The organism is Stenotrophomonas sp. YJH_SMC_43 (assembly GCF_059372535.1).
In genome coordinates, this window is sequence record NZ_JCAFVQ010000004.1 from 53,718 (window position 1) to 69,693 (window position 15,976).

General features: G+C 66.3%; 15 protein-coding genes. 5 read left to right on the forward strand and 10 right to left on the reverse strand.

What is annotated here, in order from left to right; all coding sequences use genetic code 11:
• Window positions 1–49: 49 nt before the first annotated feature.
• Window positions 50–2,908 (forward strand): TonB-dependent receptor plug domain-containing protein, encoded by a 2,859-nt coding sequence (locus AC5QAH_RS17260; protein ID WP_241874416.1) that lies wholly within the window; start codon window positions 50–52, stop codon window positions 2,906–2,908.
• 118 nt (window positions 2,909–3,026) lie between these two features.
• Here AC5QAH_RS17260 and rarD read toward each other — a convergent pair whose 3' ends face one another.
• Window positions 3,027–3,920, reverse strand: a complete 894-nt coding sequence (gene rarD / locus AC5QAH_RS17265) for an EamA family transporter RarD (RefSeq protein WP_010486962.1) — start codon at window positions 3,918–3,920, stop codon at window positions 3,027–3,029.
• On the reverse strand, window positions 3,917–4,822 hold the full coding sequence (gene yedA, locus AC5QAH_RS17270; protein ID WP_049454352.1) for a drug/metabolite exporter YedA: 906 nt from the start codon (window positions 4,820–4,822) through the stop codon (window positions 3,917–3,919). The genes rarD and yedA overlap by 4 nt, the downstream gene beginning before the upstream one ends.
• A 223-nt stretch (window positions 4,823–5,045) precedes the next feature.
• Between yedA and AC5QAH_RS17275 the strand changes: the two genes are divergently transcribed.
• Together AC5QAH_RS17275 and AC5QAH_RS17280 are read left to right on the forward strand one after the other, a co-directional pair.
• Window positions 5,046–6,380, forward strand: coding sequence for an MFS transporter (locus tag AC5QAH_RS17275; protein ID WP_049454350.1), 1,335 nt, complete (start codon window positions 5,046–5,048; stop codon window positions 6,378–6,380).
• A gap of 67 nt (window positions 6,381–6,447) precedes the next feature.
• The gene (locus tag AC5QAH_RS17280; protein WP_010486965.1) at window positions 6,448–6,744 is read left to right on the forward strand and encodes a hypothetical protein; all 297 of its coding nucleotides are present in this window, start codon (window positions 6,448–6,450) and stop codon (window positions 6,742–6,744) included.
• A gap of 88 nt (window positions 6,745–6,832) precedes the next feature.
• Here the strand turns inward: AC5QAH_RS17280 and AC5QAH_RS17285 are convergent, their stop codons facing one another.
• The 4 genes from AC5QAH_RS17285 to AC5QAH_RS17300 form a co-directional block, all read right to left on the reverse strand.
• Window positions 6,833–8,485, reverse strand: a complete 1,653-nt coding sequence (locus AC5QAH_RS17285; RefSeq protein ID WP_049454347.1) for a M28 family metallopeptidase — start codon at window positions 8,483–8,485, stop codon at window positions 6,833–6,835.
• A gap of 105 nt (window positions 8,486–8,590) precedes the next feature.
• The gene (locus AC5QAH_RS17290; protein WP_049454345.1) at window positions 8,591–9,523 is read right to left on the reverse strand and encodes an MBL fold metallo-hydrolase; all 933 of its coding nucleotides are present in this window, start codon (window positions 9,521–9,523) and stop codon (window positions 8,591–8,593) included.
• Between the two features lie 203 nt (window positions 9,524–9,726).
• Window positions 9,727–10,023, reverse strand: a complete 297-nt coding sequence (locus AC5QAH_RS17295; RefSeq protein ID WP_049409948.1) for a hypothetical protein — start codon at window positions 10,021–10,023, stop codon at window positions 9,727–9,729.
• 204 nt (window positions 10,024–10,227) lie between these two features.
• The gene (locus tag AC5QAH_RS17300) at window positions 10,228–11,523 is read right to left on the reverse strand and encodes a tryptophan--tRNA ligase (RefSeq protein ID WP_049454344.1); all 1,296 of its coding nucleotides are present in this window, start codon (window positions 11,521–11,523) and stop codon (window positions 10,228–10,230) included.
• Between the two features lie 108 nt (window positions 11,524–11,631).
• On the opposite strand from AC5QAH_RS17300, the gene AC5QAH_RS17305 reads away from it, so the two are divergent.
• On the forward strand, window positions 11,632–12,426 hold the full coding sequence (locus AC5QAH_RS17305; RefSeq protein WP_010486971.1) for a hypothetical protein: 795 nt from the start codon (window positions 11,632–11,634) through the stop codon (window positions 12,424–12,426).
• Window positions 12,427–12,502: 76 nt separating this feature from the next.
• On the opposite strand, the gene AC5QAH_RS17310 is transcribed toward AC5QAH_RS17305, so the two are convergent.
• From AC5QAH_RS17310 to rocF, 3 genes are all read right to left on the reverse strand, one after another.
• Window positions 12,503–12,724 (reverse strand): CsbD family protein, encoded by a 222-nt coding sequence (locus tag AC5QAH_RS17310; RefSeq protein WP_010486972.1) that lies wholly within the window; start codon window positions 12,722–12,724, stop codon window positions 12,503–12,505.
• Between the two features lie 203 nt (window positions 12,725–12,927).
• Window positions 12,928–13,065, reverse strand: a complete 138-nt coding sequence (locus AC5QAH_RS17315; RefSeq protein ID WP_014035659.1) for an entericidin A/B family lipoprotein — start codon at window positions 13,063–13,065, stop codon at window positions 12,928–12,930.
• A 162-nt stretch (window positions 13,066–13,227) separates the two neighbouring features.
• Window positions 13,228–14,148 (reverse strand): arginase, encoded by a 921-nt coding sequence (gene rocF / locus AC5QAH_RS17320; protein WP_010486976.1) that lies wholly within the window; start codon window positions 14,146–14,148, stop codon window positions 13,228–13,230.
• 130 nt (window positions 14,149–14,278) lie between these two features.
• Here rocF and AC5QAH_RS17325 point away from each other — a divergent pair, with 130 nt between their 5' ends.
• The gene (locus AC5QAH_RS17325) at window positions 14,279–14,626 is read left to right on the forward strand and encodes a hypothetical protein (protein WP_010486978.1); all 348 of its coding nucleotides are present in this window, start codon (window positions 14,279–14,281) and stop codon (window positions 14,624–14,626) included.
• Between the two features lie 24 nt (window positions 14,627–14,650).
• On the opposite strand, the gene AC5QAH_RS17330 is transcribed toward AC5QAH_RS17325, so the two are convergent.
• Window positions 14,651–15,421 (reverse strand): DUF3011 domain-containing protein, encoded by a 771-nt coding sequence (locus AC5QAH_RS17330; protein WP_495232465.1) that lies wholly within the window; start codon window positions 15,419–15,421, stop codon window positions 14,651–14,653.
• Window positions 15,422–15,976: the final 555 nt, after the last annotated feature.

The window sequence follows — 15,976 nt, forward strand, 5'->3', positions numbered from 1 at the left end:
CGCGCCCACAGAACGGACGCTTGTTTTCCTGAAACACGAGATGTCACGGATGTCCCTGAAAACCACTCCGCTGCGCAACGCGATCGTCATCGCGCTGGCCGCCAGCTGCACCACCCCCGCCTTCGCACAGAGCGCCGGCGATACCCCGACCAACCTCGACCGCATCGAGATCACCGGCTCGCGCATCCGCCAGGCCAGCGTCGAGACCGCACAGCCGGTCGTCGCGCTCAGCCGCGCCGAGATCGAGAAGAAGGGCTACATCAACGTCGCCGACATCCTGCAGGACGTCACCGCCGCCGGTGCTCCGAGCCTGAGCCGCTCGTCGTCGCTGAGTTCTTCGCGCGACTTCGGCGGCACGTACGTCAGCCTGCGCAACCTCGGCCCGGAACGCAGCCTGGTGCTGATCGACGGCCGCCGCATGGGCGTCAGCGCTGGTGGCTACTCCGACCTGGCTTCGATTCCGTCCGCCATCGTCGAGCGCGTGGAAGTGCTGACCGACGGCGCATCCGCGCTGTACGGCTCGGACGCCATCGCCGGTGTGGTCAACATCATCACCCGCAAGAACTTCGACGGTGGCGAAGCCAGCGTCTACGTCGGCCAGTACGGTGAAGGCGACGGTCAGAAGCGCTCCTACAGCGCCACCTTCGGCAAGACCTTCGACCGCGGCTGGTTCAGCGTCGGCGCCGAGCGCACCAAGGAAGACGAGATCCTCGGCAGCGAGCGCGAGTTCAGCCGTTACCCGGGTGGCCCACGCCACGCCGATGACGTCGACGCGCTGAGCCCGACCACCCAGTGGGGCACCGTCACCGTCGGCGGCAAGCCGCTGACCGTGGGCCCGGGCGGTGATCCGAGCCAAGCTGGCAACTTCCACACCCCGGACCCGGCTGATGGTGCCAACGCCAAGACCAACATGAGCCTGCTGAGCGGTCTGGAGCGCACCTCGGTGTTCGCCAACGGTGGTTTCTCGATCACCGACAACCTGCGCATCGTGGCCGACGCGCTGTACAGCAAGCGCGAGTCGACCAAGCACCTGGCCGGCTACCCGTACTCGGTATCGGCCGCACAGGCCCGCAATGGCACCCGTGCTGCCCTGTCCAAGGACAGCACCTTCAACAAGTGGGGCCAGGACGTCCTGTTCTCGCACCGCACTGAAGAACTGCCGCGCGGCACCGAGAACAACCTGGACACCAAGCGCGCCAGCATCGGCCTTGAAGGCAGCTTCGAAACCGGTTCGCGTTACTGGGACTGGAACGTCAGCTACATGTACAACCGCAATGAAGGCGAGCGCATCGGTACCGGCAGCATGTACCAGCCGCACGTCGACCTGGCGGTCGGCCCGTCCTTCATGGATGGCACCGTGGCACGCTGCGGCACTCCGGGTGCGGTGATCGCCGGCTGCGTGCCGTGGAACCCGGCCGCGCCGATGGGCTATGCGGGCCCGGGCTCGCTGGGCAACCAGGACGTGCAGGACTACCTGTTCACCCGCTTCGTGGACAAGATGAAGAGCACCACCAAGGTGGCCAGCGCCAACATCTCCGGCTCGCTGTTCACTCTGCCGGCCGGTGACATCATGGGTGCGATGGGCTTCGAGCACCGCAGCGAAGAGGCCAGCTACACCCCGGACCTGATGGTGCAGAAGGGCCAGATCGCCGGCACCACCGGCCAGCCGACCCGTGGCGATTACTCGCTCAACGAGGTCTACCTGGAAATGCAGGTGCCGCTGCTGGCCGACATGCCGTTCGCGCGTGAACTGTCGCTGGACCTGGCCGGTCGTTACACCGACTACAACACCTTCGGTTCGACCACCAACAGCAAGTTCGGCCTGAAGTGGAAGCCGATCGACAGCCTGCTGGTGCGCGCGACCTACGGTACCGGCTTCCGTGCACCCACCGTGGACGATCTCTACGGCGGCGCCGTGTCCAGCCGCGACTCGTTCACCGATCCGTGCGATACGAAGTTCGGCATCGCCGCCAGCAGCCCGACGGTGGCAGCACGCTGCAAGGCGCTGAATGTGCCCGCCAACTTCCGTCAGCAGACCGGCGCGGACGGCAACCTTGCCAACCGCCCGGGCCAGCAGGCCACCTCCGATTTCAACTCGGGTTCCAACCCGGAACTGAAGCCGGAAACCGCCAAGACCTGGACCGTCGGCCTGGTCTACAGCCCGGAATTCGTGCAGGGCCTGGACGTCAGCCTGGACTGGTGGAAGATCCGCATCAACAACGCCATCGTCGGCGAGTCGGCCACCGACATCCTCAACCAGTGCTACGTGCAGGGCGTGGATTCGGCCTGCGGTCGCTTCACCCGTTCCACCGCTGCGGCCACCCGTGGCCAGGTCTCGGCGCTGGATCGTTCGCTGGTCAACGCTGGCTATCGCGAAACCGCCGGCTATGACATCGGCGTGCGTTACCGCCTGCCGGAAACCGCGTACGGCAAGTTCGCCATCAACTGGAACACCACCTACACCGACTACCTGGAGCAGCGCAACGACAGCGCCGCTACCACGCCGGTGGAGCAGAAGACCGGCTGGCAGGGCAACTTCCGCGTGCGTTCGACCTTCAACCTGGATTGGCAGTACGGCGATCTGGGCATCGGCTGGACCGCCCGCTACTACTCGGGCATGAAGGAAGCCTGCTCGTATGACCTGGCCGGTGGCCCGAACTGCAACATGGCCGGCTTCGTTTCGCCGTACACCGATGCGCAGCCGAGCCGCAAGGTGGGCTCCAACACCTTCCACGACCTGCAGGTGCGTTACAGCCTGCCGTGGGACGGCACCGTGTCGCTGGGCGTGAACAACGTCTTCGACCACCAGGGTCCGATCATGTACAGCCAGCCGAACAGCAGCTTCACCTACTACGGTGGCTTCGACATCGGTCGTTTCATGTACATGAAGTACCAGCAGCGCTTCTAAGCCTGCAACCGCGTTCCCGCCACCGCCATCTCTCTCTCCTGGCGGTGGATGGAAGCAGAGCGGCGCCCCTCGGGGCGCCGCTCTTTTTTGCGGAAAGCGGGGCCGGCTCCCGGCGCCGCTAACGCTTGCGCATCGTGCGGATGTTGTCGCCGACGAACAGCACCAGGCCGGCCCAGATCGCCGCGAAGCCGATCGCCTTGGCGGTATCGAACGCTTCGTGGAAGAAGAACACGCCCAGCAGCAGCTGCAGGCTCGGCGCGATGTACTGCAGGATGCCGACCAGCGACAGCGGAATGCGCTTCACGCCGTAAGCGAAGCCGATCAGCGGCACGGCCGTCACCGCACCGCCAAAGATCAGCAGCAGGTCGTTGTGCCAGCCCCAGCCATGGAAGAACGCGCCGCCATGGCCGTTCTCGGCCCAGATCGCGAACGCCAGCGCCGGCAGGAACAGGTACATGCTCTCCACGCCCAGCCCGGCCACCGGATCGACCGAAACCAGCTTGCGCAGCAGGCCGTACAGGCCGAACGAACAGGCCAGGCCCAACGCGATCCACGGTGGCGTGCCCGCATCGATGGTCAGCCAGGCCACACCCACCGCCGCCATCGCCACCGCCACCCACTGCAGGCGGCGCAGGCGCTCCTTCAGTACCAGCACGCCCAGCAGCACGTTCACCAGCGGGTTGATGAAGTAACCCAGGCTGGTTTCGATCACATGGCCGGCGTTGACCGCCCAGATGTACAGGCCCCAGTTGAACGCGATGGTCAGGCTCGACACCAGCAGGATCGGCAGCGCGCGCGGCTGTGCGGCGATCTTCTGCCACCAGCCCAGGCGCGAACTGAGCAGCAGCCAGCCCAGCACCAGCACGGTGCTCCAGATGATGCGGTGGGCGATGATCTGGAACGAGGGGACCTCGTTGAGCAGGTGCCAGTACACCGGCACCAACCCCCAGATCACGAAGGTGGACGCAGTGACCAGCAGGCCCCGGCGTTGTTCTTTCTCGTCCATGCTCATTTCTTTCGTGTCCTTGCCATTGTCAGCACCACCACACCCAGAAGAATCACCGCCATGGCGAGGAAGTCCCGCCATCCAAAGCGTTCACCATTCAATGCAGCGCCCAGCAGCACGGCAATCACCGGATTGACGTACGCATAGCTGCCCGCCAGCGCCGGGCGCACGTTCTGCAGCAGCCATACGTAGGCGGTGAACGCGACGATGGAACCGAACACGCACAGGTAGGCCATCGCCAGCAGGCCACCGATATCGGGCAGCGTGGTGGGGCGTTCGCCCACGGCCAGGCCGATCAGCACCAGCAGCACGCCGCCGCAGATCATCTGCCCGGCAGCGGTCATGAACGGGCCCGGCAGGTCCAGGCCACGTGACCACACCGAACCGAACGCCCAGCCAATCGGTGCAATCAGCAGCAGCACCAGCCCGGTTGGCGAGGCGGTCAGGCTGCTGCCGGCATTGAGCCAGACCACGCCGACAAAGCCGACCGCGATGCCCAGCCATTCACCCTTGCTGGCATGTTGGCCACGCAGCGCCGAGAACAGCGCCATCCACAGCGGCACCGAGGCCACTGCGGTGGCGGCCAGTCCCGAAGACACCTCACGCTCGGCCAGCACCACCATGCCGTTGCCCAGCACCAGCATGGTCACGCCCATCACCACCAGGTTGCGCCACTGCCGCAGGGTCGGGTTCGGCATCGTCCAGAACAGGCGCAAGGCCAGGAACATCAGGCCACCGGCAATGATGAACCGGCTGCCGGAGACCATCGTCAGCGGCAGCGCGCCGCCGTGCAGGGCCTTGGCGATGCCCAGATAGGTCGAGCCCCAGACCACGTAGACCAGCAGCAATGCCAGCGCGACAAGGCCACCCCGGGGGGCAGCCGCAGACGAAGAAGGGGGAGCCGACATGACACACCAGGGAGCCGGGGGAAGGCGGATTCTAGGACGTTTTGAGTATGGTCCGGCACCCCGGACGGTGGCACGCTGTCATCCATCCATGCACCCTGCTCTGGTCTGCTACCCCGTGTTGACGGCCGATGCAGTACCAAGAGGGCTGCCCGGCCGCGCCGCCCCAAGGCTGGGCGCCGTTTTCCCTGCGCACGGACGCGCCGCATCGAGGATTCCCACCCAGATGAGCACCACGTCCCAACCTGCCGTACCCGCAAACGACCGCGCTGCCCTGCGGCGGTCGATCTCCAACACCCTCAAAGGCTCCGCCGGCAACCTGGTGGAGTGGTATGACGTCTACGTGTACTCGGTGTTCGCCGTGTACTTCGAATCGCAGTTCTTCTCGCCGGACGACAAGAACTCCACCCTGTACGTGTGGGCGATCTTCGCCGCGACCTTCTTGATGCGCCCGATCGGTGCCTGGTTCTTCGGCCGCTTCGCCGACCGTCACGGCCGCCGCCTGGCGCTGACGGTCTCGGTCACGCTGATGGCGCTGTGCTCGTTCCTCATCGCCATCACCCCCACCGCCGCCAGCATCGGTATCTGGGCCGCGGTCATCCTGCTGTTCGCGCGCCTGCTGCAGGGCTTCGCCACCGGTGGCGAGTACGGCGCCAGCGCCACCTACATGTCCGAGGCGGCCATTCCCGGCCGACGCGGTTTCCTGTCCTCCTTCCACTACGTCACCCTGGTTGGCGGCCATGTGCTGGCCCAGCTGACCCTGCTGCTGATGCTGACCTTCTGGGGCAAGCCGGAGATCTCCGAGTGGGGCTGGCGCATCGCCTTCGGCATCGGTGGCATCGCCGCGGTGGTGGTGTTCTGGCTGCGGCGGGGCATGGACGAGTCGCTGTCGGAGTCGTCCATCGAAGCCGCGCGCGAAGGCAAGGCACAGAAGTCCGGTTCGATGTACGAGCTGTTCGTGCACCAGTGGCGGCCGCTGCTGCTGTGCTTCCTGATCACCGCCGGTGGCACCGTGGCCTTCTACACCTACTCGGTGAACGGCCCGAAGATGATCCAGAGCGCCTTCGCCGGCAACGACCCGATGACCGGCACCCTGATCAACCTGGGCGTGCTGGCGTTCCTGATGGTGCTGCAGCCGGTCGGCGGCTGGCTGTCGGACATCATCGGCCGCAAGACCCTGCTGGTGTTCTTCGGTGTGGGCGGTGTGCTGTACAGCTGGTACCTGATCACCCAGCTGCCGCACCAGCATGACGCCACCCTGGCCTTCCTGACCCTGGCCATGGCCTTCGTCATCCTCACCGGCTACACCTCGATCAACGCGGTGGTGAAGGCCGAGCTGTTCCCCACCCACGTGCGTGCACTGGGCGTGGGCCTGGGTTACGCGCTGGCCAACTCGCTGTTCGGTGGCACCGCCCCGCTGCTGTACCAGGGCGCGCTGAAGACCGGCCATGTCGACTGGTTCGCTATCTACGTAACCGCCACGATCGCGGTATCGTTGGTGGTCTATGTGTTCTTCCTTACCAACAAGGGCCCGAACTGGCTCGACGGCACCCGCAAGTAAGCGCGTTGCCGTAATTGCGGCCACCGGTGCACTGCCGGTGGCCGCTGCGTCTCCCGCCACGCCACTGATGTGGATCGCGGCGACGCTGGCCGCAGCCACGGCACTGGCCTGGCTGCTGCGCCGTCCCAACGCGCAGGCCGCGTGGCCACGCATCGGATTCGGGATCGCCCTGCTGGTGTTCTGCGGCGCGCTGGCGCTGCAGCTGGCGGTGGACCTGGGCAGCGGCCACAGCTCGCTGCAGCTGCGCCTGCATCGCGGCATCAATGCGGGGTCGCCGGTGGGCCTGCGTACGATGGTGGCGTGCTATCTGGCCGCGCTCGCTGCCAGTGGCTGGGGCGCATGGACGCTGTTGCGCCGGCGCTGACGAGCGCGCGATCGTGCCGGCCGCTGGCCGGCAACTCCACATTCTTTCCGAAGGTTCACGAGGTTGCCGGCCAGCGGCCGGCACTACCTCAGCGGCGGGCGGCTTCGCTCTTGTCGCGTGCGCCGCGGAACTCCGATTCCTTTTCCCACGTCGGCCAGCGGCGGCTGTTGGCCAGCTCGGCGCCCAGGTCATAGACCAGCAGGGTGTCGGCGGCATGGCCGCTCGGGTCCCAGCTCGGGGTCCAGGCATCGCAGGCCTGGTGGTAGCAGTCGGCGAAGTACTTCTCGCGCAGCGCGCGGCCCGCTTCTACGCCGCCGTCCAGCTTGTCCAGACCGGGGCCGATGGTGATCGCCGGCACGCCCAGGCGCGCAAAGGCGAAGTGGTCGGCGCGGTAGAAGAAGCCCGCTTCCAGGTTCGGGTCCGGGCTGTAGCTGCGGCCGCGGGCCTTGGCCACGCGTTCCAGATCGCCTTCCAGCGACACCCGGCCCTTGCCCCACGAAGCGATGTCACGGGTCGGGCCATCCGGGCTGAACATTTCGATGTTCAGCACTGCGGCGGTCTTGTCCAGCGGCGCCAGCGGATGCGTGGCGTAGTAGCTGGCGCCCAGCAGGCCCTTCTCTTCAGCGGTCAGTGCCACGAAGTACAGCGTGCGCTGCGGCTGCGGGCCGGCGGCGAACACGCGGCCCAGTTCCAGCACCGTGGCCACGCCAGTGGCGTTGTCGATCGCACCACGGCGGATGCGATCGCCCTTGGCATCGGCCTGGCCGATACCGAACGCATCCCAGTGCGCGGAGAAGATCACCGCCTCGTCGCCATGCTCGCCGCCGGGCAGCTTGGCCACCACGTTGCGGGTCACCACCTGCTCGCGCTTGAGTGCGAAGTCCACGCTCAGCTTCGCGTTATCCAGCGCCACCGGACGGAAGTCGGCGCGCATCGCCTTGCGCTTCTCGGCGTCGAAGTCCAGGCCCGCGTCGGCGAAGATCGCCTCAGCCAGCTCGCGCTGCATCCAGCCGCGCAGCGGTGTGTGCTGCGCCATGGCTTCAGCCTGGCTGCGCTCGATGTCGAACAGCGGCGAGGTGCCCGAGCTCTTCACCGTGGCCCAACCATAGGCAGCCGGCGCAGTCTCGTGCACGATCAGCACGCCCTCGGCGCCACGGCGTGCGGCTTCCTCGAACTTGTAGGTCCAGCGGCCGTAGTAGGTCACTGCCTTGCCGTCGAACGCGCCCGGCGCATCGGCTTCGAAATCCGCGTCATTGATCAGCATGACGGCGATCTTGCCGTGCAGGTCCACGTCCTTGTAGTCATTCCACTGGCGTTCCGGCGCGTCGATGCCGTAACCGACGAACACCAGCGGCGCGTTCTTGATCTGCACGCGCTTGCGCGGCTGCAGGCTCTGCAGGGTCACGTCCACGCCGTTGGCCAGCGCGCGCTTGCCCTGCTTCAGCGACAGGCTGGCCTTGGCCGGCCCATCAAGCTGCGCGCGCACCAGCGGCACCGGCTGCACCCAGCTGCCATCCACACCACCCGGCTGCAGGCCATAGCTGCGGAACTGCTCGATCAGGTACTGCACCGTGCGTTCTTCGCCTTCGGTCGCCGGCGCGCGGCCCTCGAATTCATCCGACGCCAGCACACGCACGTGGCGCGACAGTGCCTGCGGATCGATGCCGCCACCGGGAAGGTCATTGGCCGCATGGGCCAGGCCACCGACGAACAGGCAGGACGACAGCAGCAACACGCGCATCGGATTCACGGCAGTACCACGGCTAGCTTGGAAGTCACCAGAGTGTAACGTGGTCGTGACATCACGGCGCGGCTTGGGGCGGCGTCACCCGCGCATGGCGTGGATCTACCTGCTGATGCGATCCAGCCAGCAGGCCAGGCCCTGCGCATTGAGTTCGATGTCCATCGCCAGCACCGCAGTCACCGCCGCATCGTCCAGCGCACAGCCATGCAGCTGTGCACGTTCCAGGTACAGCGCCTGCAGTGCAGCCAGCAGGCAGCGGTGACGGTCCGGCCGGCCATCGCACTGGCGGCCGATGGCGGCCATCGCATCGATCTGCTCGAACAGGTCGTCGGCCAGTTTCTCCACCTGTTCCACACGACCGTAGTGGGTCAGGTACATCGCCTGCGGGCCGTAGCCCAGCATGCGCCGGATCGAGGCTTTCATCGCTTCCGGGTCGAACTGTACCGGCGACGACGTCGGGAAGATGAAGGCACCTTGCGTGCTGTCCAGCTCGCGGTAGGAGATGCCGAAGGTATCGCCGGTGAACCAGCTGCGGCTGCGCGCATCCCACACGCAGTAGTGGTGCAGCGCGTGGCCCGGCGTGTGCAGCAGTACCAGCTCGCGGCCAGCCAGGTCGATGCGGTGGCCATCTTCAGCGACCACTACGCGCTGGGCGGGAATCGGTTCGATGCGGCCATAGCTGCGGGCGATTTCCTCGGCGCCGTATACCGCCGTGGCACCCGCAATCAGCCGGGTCGGGTCGATCATGTGCGGCGCACCACGCGGGTGCAGCACCGCCTTTGCATTCGGCAGCTGCTGCATCAGCAGGCCCGCACCCCCAGCGTGGTCCAGGTGCACGTGCGTGAGCAGCAGCCAGTCCACCGCGTCCACGCCCAGGCCGGCGTCGGCCAGCGCCTGCAGCATGGCCGGCACGGAAAGGCCGGTGCCGCAGTCGACGAACGCGGCACGGCCGTTCTCAACGATCAGATAGGCCGCGTCGAAGTCGGGACGCTGGAAGCCGGTATCGATGGTGTGGATGCTGGGGTCGGCGGTCATCGGCACGCACCTGGCAGGATCGGGAACAGACACCATGGTAGGCGCGCAGGCGGCCCGGGTTCGATGCGGCTTTGGTCGGAGGGCGCTCTTCTGTAGAGCCGAGCCCACGCTCGGCTGCCATTCTGTCAGGCATCAGCCGAGCATAGGCTCGGCTCTACAGAGACACGCGAAGTCGAGCATGGCTCGACTCTACAAAAGCGGGGCTACCGGTCCAGCCATCGCGGCCGCAACATCAATGCCAGCACCAGCACCGCCAGGAACGCGCCGTAGGCATACAGCACCGCCAGCACCTGTGGCCAGATGGGTCCGGCGCCGGGCTGCACCACGCCGATGCGGTAGCCCCACAGCATCGACACGATGCTCAGGGCGAAGGCCAGCACCAGGGTGGTGCTGTCGAACAGGCGCCGCCGCGGGGTACGCGGCTGGCGCGGGAACAGCCAGTACAGGCTGCCCAGCAGCAGGAACCAGGGCAGGAACAGCAGCAGCGACAACCAGGCCATCGCAGACTCCATGTCATCGCGCCGGAGGCGCGCGGACATCATGCCACGGGCGCTGTGCCACGGTCGTGCCGGCGGAGTGCTTCCCTGTAGAGCCGAGCCCATGCTCGGCTGCTTTGCAGCCCAGCCGAGCATGGGCTCGGCTCTACAGAGGCGGAGCAAAGTCGAGCATGGCTCGACTCTACAAAGGGCAGGCAGGCCCGGCGATCAGGTCCCTTCGCGCAGCACGGCCAGCGCGGCCAGCACGGCGTCCACTTCGGCTTCCAGCTTGAACAGTTCGCTCTGCAGCTGGTCGCCCTGCTCGGCCTGCTTGATCACCGCGATCAGCTGGCCGGCATCACGCGGCGAATCGAAGCCTTCGCTCTGGATCAGCAGCGTGCCGTCACCGGCGGTCAGCTTGAAGTAGAAGCGGCCGTCCTTCTCGCGGTACTGCTTGAACAGCGGCGGTGCCACGCGGGCCACGCCGGCATCCTCGCTGGCGATGTCGCCGGCGCTGGACAGGTCACGCAGACCCACGGCATGGCGCAGCTCTTCCAGCAGCGGTGCCGCCAGCCGCTCGCGCAGCTGCTGGCCACGGCGCTTGAGCAACGCTTCGATTTTCTCCGGCTCGGCCATCAGCGCGTTGTAGCGCTCGCGCAGCGGCGACAGCTCGCTGTCGATGCGCTCGAACAGCTGCTGCTTGGCATCACCCCAGCTGATGCCGGCAGCGAACGCCTTGGCGAATTCGGCGGTCTGTTCCGGGGTGGCGAAGGCCTGGTACATCTGGAACAGTGCCGAGCCTTCGGTGTCCTTCGGCTCGCCCGGTGCGCGCGAATCGGTCAGGATCGAGAACACCAGCTTCTTCAGCTCCTCGCGCGGCACGAACAGCGGAATGGTGTTGTGGTAGCTCTTGCTCATCTTGCGGCCATCCAGGCCGGCCAGCGTCGCCACCTGCTCGTCGATCACCACGTCCGGCAGCGGGAAATACTCCTTGCCGTACACGTGGTTGAAGCGCTGGGCGAAATCGCGCGCCATCTCGATGTGCTGGATCTGGTCACGGCCCACCGGTACCTGGTTGGCCTTGAAGATCAGGATGTCGGCGGCCATCAGCACCGGATACATGAACAGGCCGGCACTGACGCCTGCATCCTCGTCCACGCCTTCCTCGCGGTTCTTGTCCACCGCCGCCTTGTAGGCGTGCGCGCGGTTGAGGATGCCCTTGCTGGCGATGGCGGTCAGGAACCACATCAGCTCGGTGGTCTCGCGGATGTCACTCTGGCGGTAGAACCACACGTGTTCCGGGTCCAGGCCGCAGGCCAGCCAGCTGGCCGCGATCTCCAGGGTCGCGCGCTGGGTGCGCTGCGGGTCCTGCGACTTGATCAGGCTGTGCAGGTCGGCCAGGAAGAAGAAGCTCTCGATCCCCGGCGCGCGGCTGGCCGCGATGGCCGGACGGATCGCGCCAACGTAGTTGCCCAGGTGGGGCGTGCCGGAGGGGGTGATGCCGGTAAGGACTCGGGTCGTCATGACTGCGTGGGGAAACCTTCGATGAACGGGGCCAGTTTACCGTGCCGACGGCCAACCCCGTCAGGGCCCGTGGCGCGTTCATTCACGCAACCCCGCTGGAGACGCCCGATGAAACGCCTGCTGCCCCTGCTGCTGATCCTGCCCCTGGCCGGCTTCCGCCCGGCCCCGCCACCGCCGCCGGTATACGAGGGCGGCCCCGTGCGCATGGCCCTGGTCGACCGCGACCGCGGCACCGAACTGCGCAGCTACCCCGCCGAGGGCCAGCGCTGGGTGGCCGGCGAGCGCGGCCACCGCTACGCCGTGCGCCTGTACAACGACAGCCCGCGCCGGGTGCTGGTGGTGCTGTCGGTGGACGGCGTCAACGCCATCTCCGGCGAGGATGCCGATCCCTCGCAGACCGGCTACGTGCTCAACCCCGGCCAGCGCGCCGACATCACCGGCTGGCGCAAGAGCCAGGACGAAGTGGCGCAGTTCGTGTTCAGCAGCCCCAGCGGCAGCTATGCCAGCCGCACCGGCCGCCCGGACAACATTGGCGTGGTGGGCGTGGCCGTGTTCGAGGAAGCGCGCCGCTGGCGTCCGGATCCGATCCTGCGCCGTAGCCTGCCAGCACCGGCTCCGACGGCCGAAGCGGCGGCCGACGCCAGCGCCAGCCGCATCGAGGGCTATGCCAGCAAGTCGCAGGCCCCTGCGCTGGGCACCGGCCACGGCGCACGCGAACAGTCGTCGGTACGCGATACCGACTTCGAACGCGCCAGCCGCAGGCCGGCGCAGGTCCTGCAGCTGCGCTACGACAGCGCCCGCAACCTGCGCGCACGCGGCATCCTGGTGGATTCGCCCTCGCGCCTGCCGCGCGAGCCGCAGGCGTTCCCGAACCGCTACGTGCCCGACCCGCCCGCGCGCTGAGCGCAGACAACACAACGCCCGCAACCTCTCGGTGCGGACGTTGTGCTGTGGGGGAAACTGTCGCGCTTGGTCGCGCTTACTTGTAGTCCGGGTAGTCCTTGCTCACCGCATCTTGGAAGTCACGGACTTCCTTCTCGGCGCGGTCCTTGGCCCAGCCATATCGTTCCTGCAGGCGACCGGCCAGATACTCGGCATTGCCCTCGGCCACATCGAAATCGTCGTTGGTCAGATCGCCCCACTTGGCCTGGGCCTTGCCCTTCAGCTGCGACCACTTGCCGGAAATGATGTCTTTGTTCATTGCTGGGAATCCTTGGCTGCAACGGCGTTCTTACCGTGGCTCCAGCTTCGCGCAGCGGCTGTTGGGTGCCGGTCAACCGACCATGAAAACAATGCTCACCTGCTTGAATGGTTCACTACGCTTCGACAGCATGTAGTGAAAAGCACGCACAAAAAAAGGCCGGGGATGTCCCCGGCCCTTTCTCTTTCCGTTCCGCGCCGGGCTTACTTGCCCTTGGCGGCGTCCTCAACCTTTTCACCGGCCTTCTGCACGTCCTTGCCAGCACCGGCCACGGTGTTGCAACCGGCCAGCAGGGCCACCGAGAACATCGACAACAGCATCAGGGCAACTACGCGCTTCATGGGCTTCTCCTTGGGTTCGCCGCTATACCGCTTCATTCGCGGATGGGATTCTTTCGCTCGGCGGGAGGGCACCAATGCCCACTGCCGCCGCGTGAAGTGCAATCTGGCGGCAGGGGCGTGGAGCGGGCGTGAACGGTTCGGCAATCCGTTCAGCAGGGGCGGTCAGTCGCGCATCAGGGTGGACTTGCCGAACAGGCTTTCCACCAGGTCCACGGCCAGTTCAGCGGTGGCATTCTGCTTGTCCAGCAAGGGGTTGAGCTCAACGATGTCCAGCGACCCCATGCGCCCGGTGTCGGCGATCATTTCCATCACCAGCTGCGCCTCACGGTAGTTCACCCCGCCCGGCACGGTGGTGCCCACGCCCGGTGCGATGCTGGGGTCGAGGAAGTCCACATCGAAGCTGACATGCAGGTGGGTGTTCTCGTCGATACCGGCCAGCGCCGCTTCCACCGCGCGCTTCATGCCGTTCTCGTCGATGTAGCGCATGTCGTACACATCGACCTTGTGGGTCTTGATCAGGCGCTTCTCGTCCGGGTCCACCGAGCGGATACCGATCTGGTGCATCTGCGACGGGGTGATCGCCGGTGCGCTGCCGCCGAGGTGGGTCAGCGCCTTCGGGCCGAGGCCGCACAGGCAGGCCACCGGCATGCCGTGGATGTTGCCCGACGGGGTGACATCGCTGGTGTTGAAATCGGAATGCGCATCCAGCCACAGCACGCGCAGGGTCTTGCCCTGCTCGCGGCACCAGCGCGCCACCGCAGTGATCGAACCGATGCCCAGGCAATGGTCGCCGCCGAGCATGATCGGCATGCGCCCGGCCTGCAGTTCGGCGTAGCTGGCTTCCATCAGTGCGTGGTTCCATGCCACCACTTCGTCCAGGTGGCGGTAGCCTTCCACCGGCGTGGTCCACGGGTTGCGCGGGCCATCCAGATTGCCCAGGTCGCGCACGTCCACGCCGCGCGCTTCCAGCGCCTCCGGCAGGCCCGCCACGCGCAGCGCTTCCGGCCCCAGCCGGGCACCGCGATGGCCCGCACCGACATCGGTGGGAACGCCAATCAGGGATACGGAGATGGGATGGGCCATGGGTGCCTCCTGCGGGGGAAAAAGAAGCACAGTCTAGCCAGAGCTGTGTGACACCACTCGCGGCGGTGCAGCAGGGCATTGGCATGGCATGATGCCGCGCGGACCCGACCGTCCTTCATGGAAGATTGCGATGTCGCCCTTCATCAATACCGCATGGCCACGCTTCTTCATGGGCGCGCTGCCCATTGCCGCTTTTGCGGTTCTGTTGAGCAGCTCGATCGATGCGTCGCCGAACCGCTGGCTGATGCAGGCGACGCTACTGCTGGTGCCGTTCTCGACCCTGGTATTCCTCGGGTTGGGTTGGCAGCGTCTGCGCAAAGCACACGCCGAACACCCGATTCTGAAAAGCGAGCTGCCCCGTGTGGCGACGGCGTTGATCGGCAACGTGAAGGTGGCGGCGCTATGGTTCGGCCTGACCTTCGTTGGTATGTTCGCCCTGATGCTGGCGTGGGTGTTGCTGTATAGGTCCTGCGGCTGAAGCCTGCCCCAGCCCGCTGCGCGCTCAGCTTCCGCGGTGGCGAACAGGCGTCACGCTCTGCACCTGGCCGTTGTTGCGCATCATGCACAGGAAGCGGCCATCGGGATAATCGATGATCAACTCCTGATAATCGCTGCCCACCGGTAGCTGAGTCACCAGCGTGCCTTGCGCACCCTTGCGCATATTGCAGGAACCCAGCGCGGTATCCCCCGCCGGCGCGCTGTTGGCCGCCTTGGACACGTTGCGGAAGACCGCACGGCAGCCACCATTCACCCACACCGAATGCCGCGACAGGCCCCAGTTCTTGCCTTCTTCACAGCGGGTGTGGCTGAGCTGGCGCACGATTTCCACGTTGCCGCGGGTATCCATGTCGCACGACACCTGCTGCTGGCCGGTGGATTCGCAGGTGACTTCGCGCGGCAGCGCCGCGTCGTTGTCGTCATCGTGGCGACGGTGGTCGCGATGTTCAGACGGTGCGGGCGTTCCACTGGCACTGACCTGGCAGATGCCATTGGCGCCGCCTCGGCCGGTATAGCTGATCTGCGGCGTGCCGTCCTCGTTGCTGCTGATCGACAGCGTGATGCCGCTGTTGGCATCGCGCGCTTCGGAATAGCGGTCGTTGAAGCGTTTCACCGTGGCCTCGGGGCCCTGCACGTAGACCGGACCGCCTTCGTCGGCGTGCACGTCGATGCCGCCTGGGCAGCTGGCGTTGAAGAACGGTACCGCAGCCATGGCCGGGGCCACGAAGGTGGTGGACAAAAGTGCGACGGTGAGCAACAGGGCATGGCGACGCATGTGCGGATCCCGAAGGGGCCCAGGATGGGCGTGTGGCGGCAGTATGCGGTTCAGCGCTGCGGGCCGTCCGTGAGGAATATCAATTTCCGGGTAGCGCGCGTGGGGATTCATGTCTGGTAGGGTGTTCTGGAAGCCCTGCCGGGGAAGTTAAGCCAGCTTTACTTCCTGGGCCATGAAAGGCCGTGCGACAGCAATGACGCACCAGGATTCATCGTTGGTTGCAGCCCCGCGCGAAATGTCGCTTCTGGCATTACGATGCTCGAAACGGGCCAAACGCGATAATTCATTTTTCCTTTCAGATCACCCGATGCCATCGAAACAAACGACTGGCAGGCGGTGATTTCACGTGCGCATGATGAATCGCCACCTGCAAGGGTGGCCGGGACTTCCAAGCCCGTTTAATCGAAGCTGTATACGCTTGCCAGCCGGCGCCGTCTTCCCATAGCGGCGCCGGCTGGCAATCCGTTCACCGATCGACGGCGGGCGGTGCGTGGGGGCCCCGTGCCCACCGGCTCATCGATTTCCGGTCTTGGAAGCCACGCATCGCCCGCCACC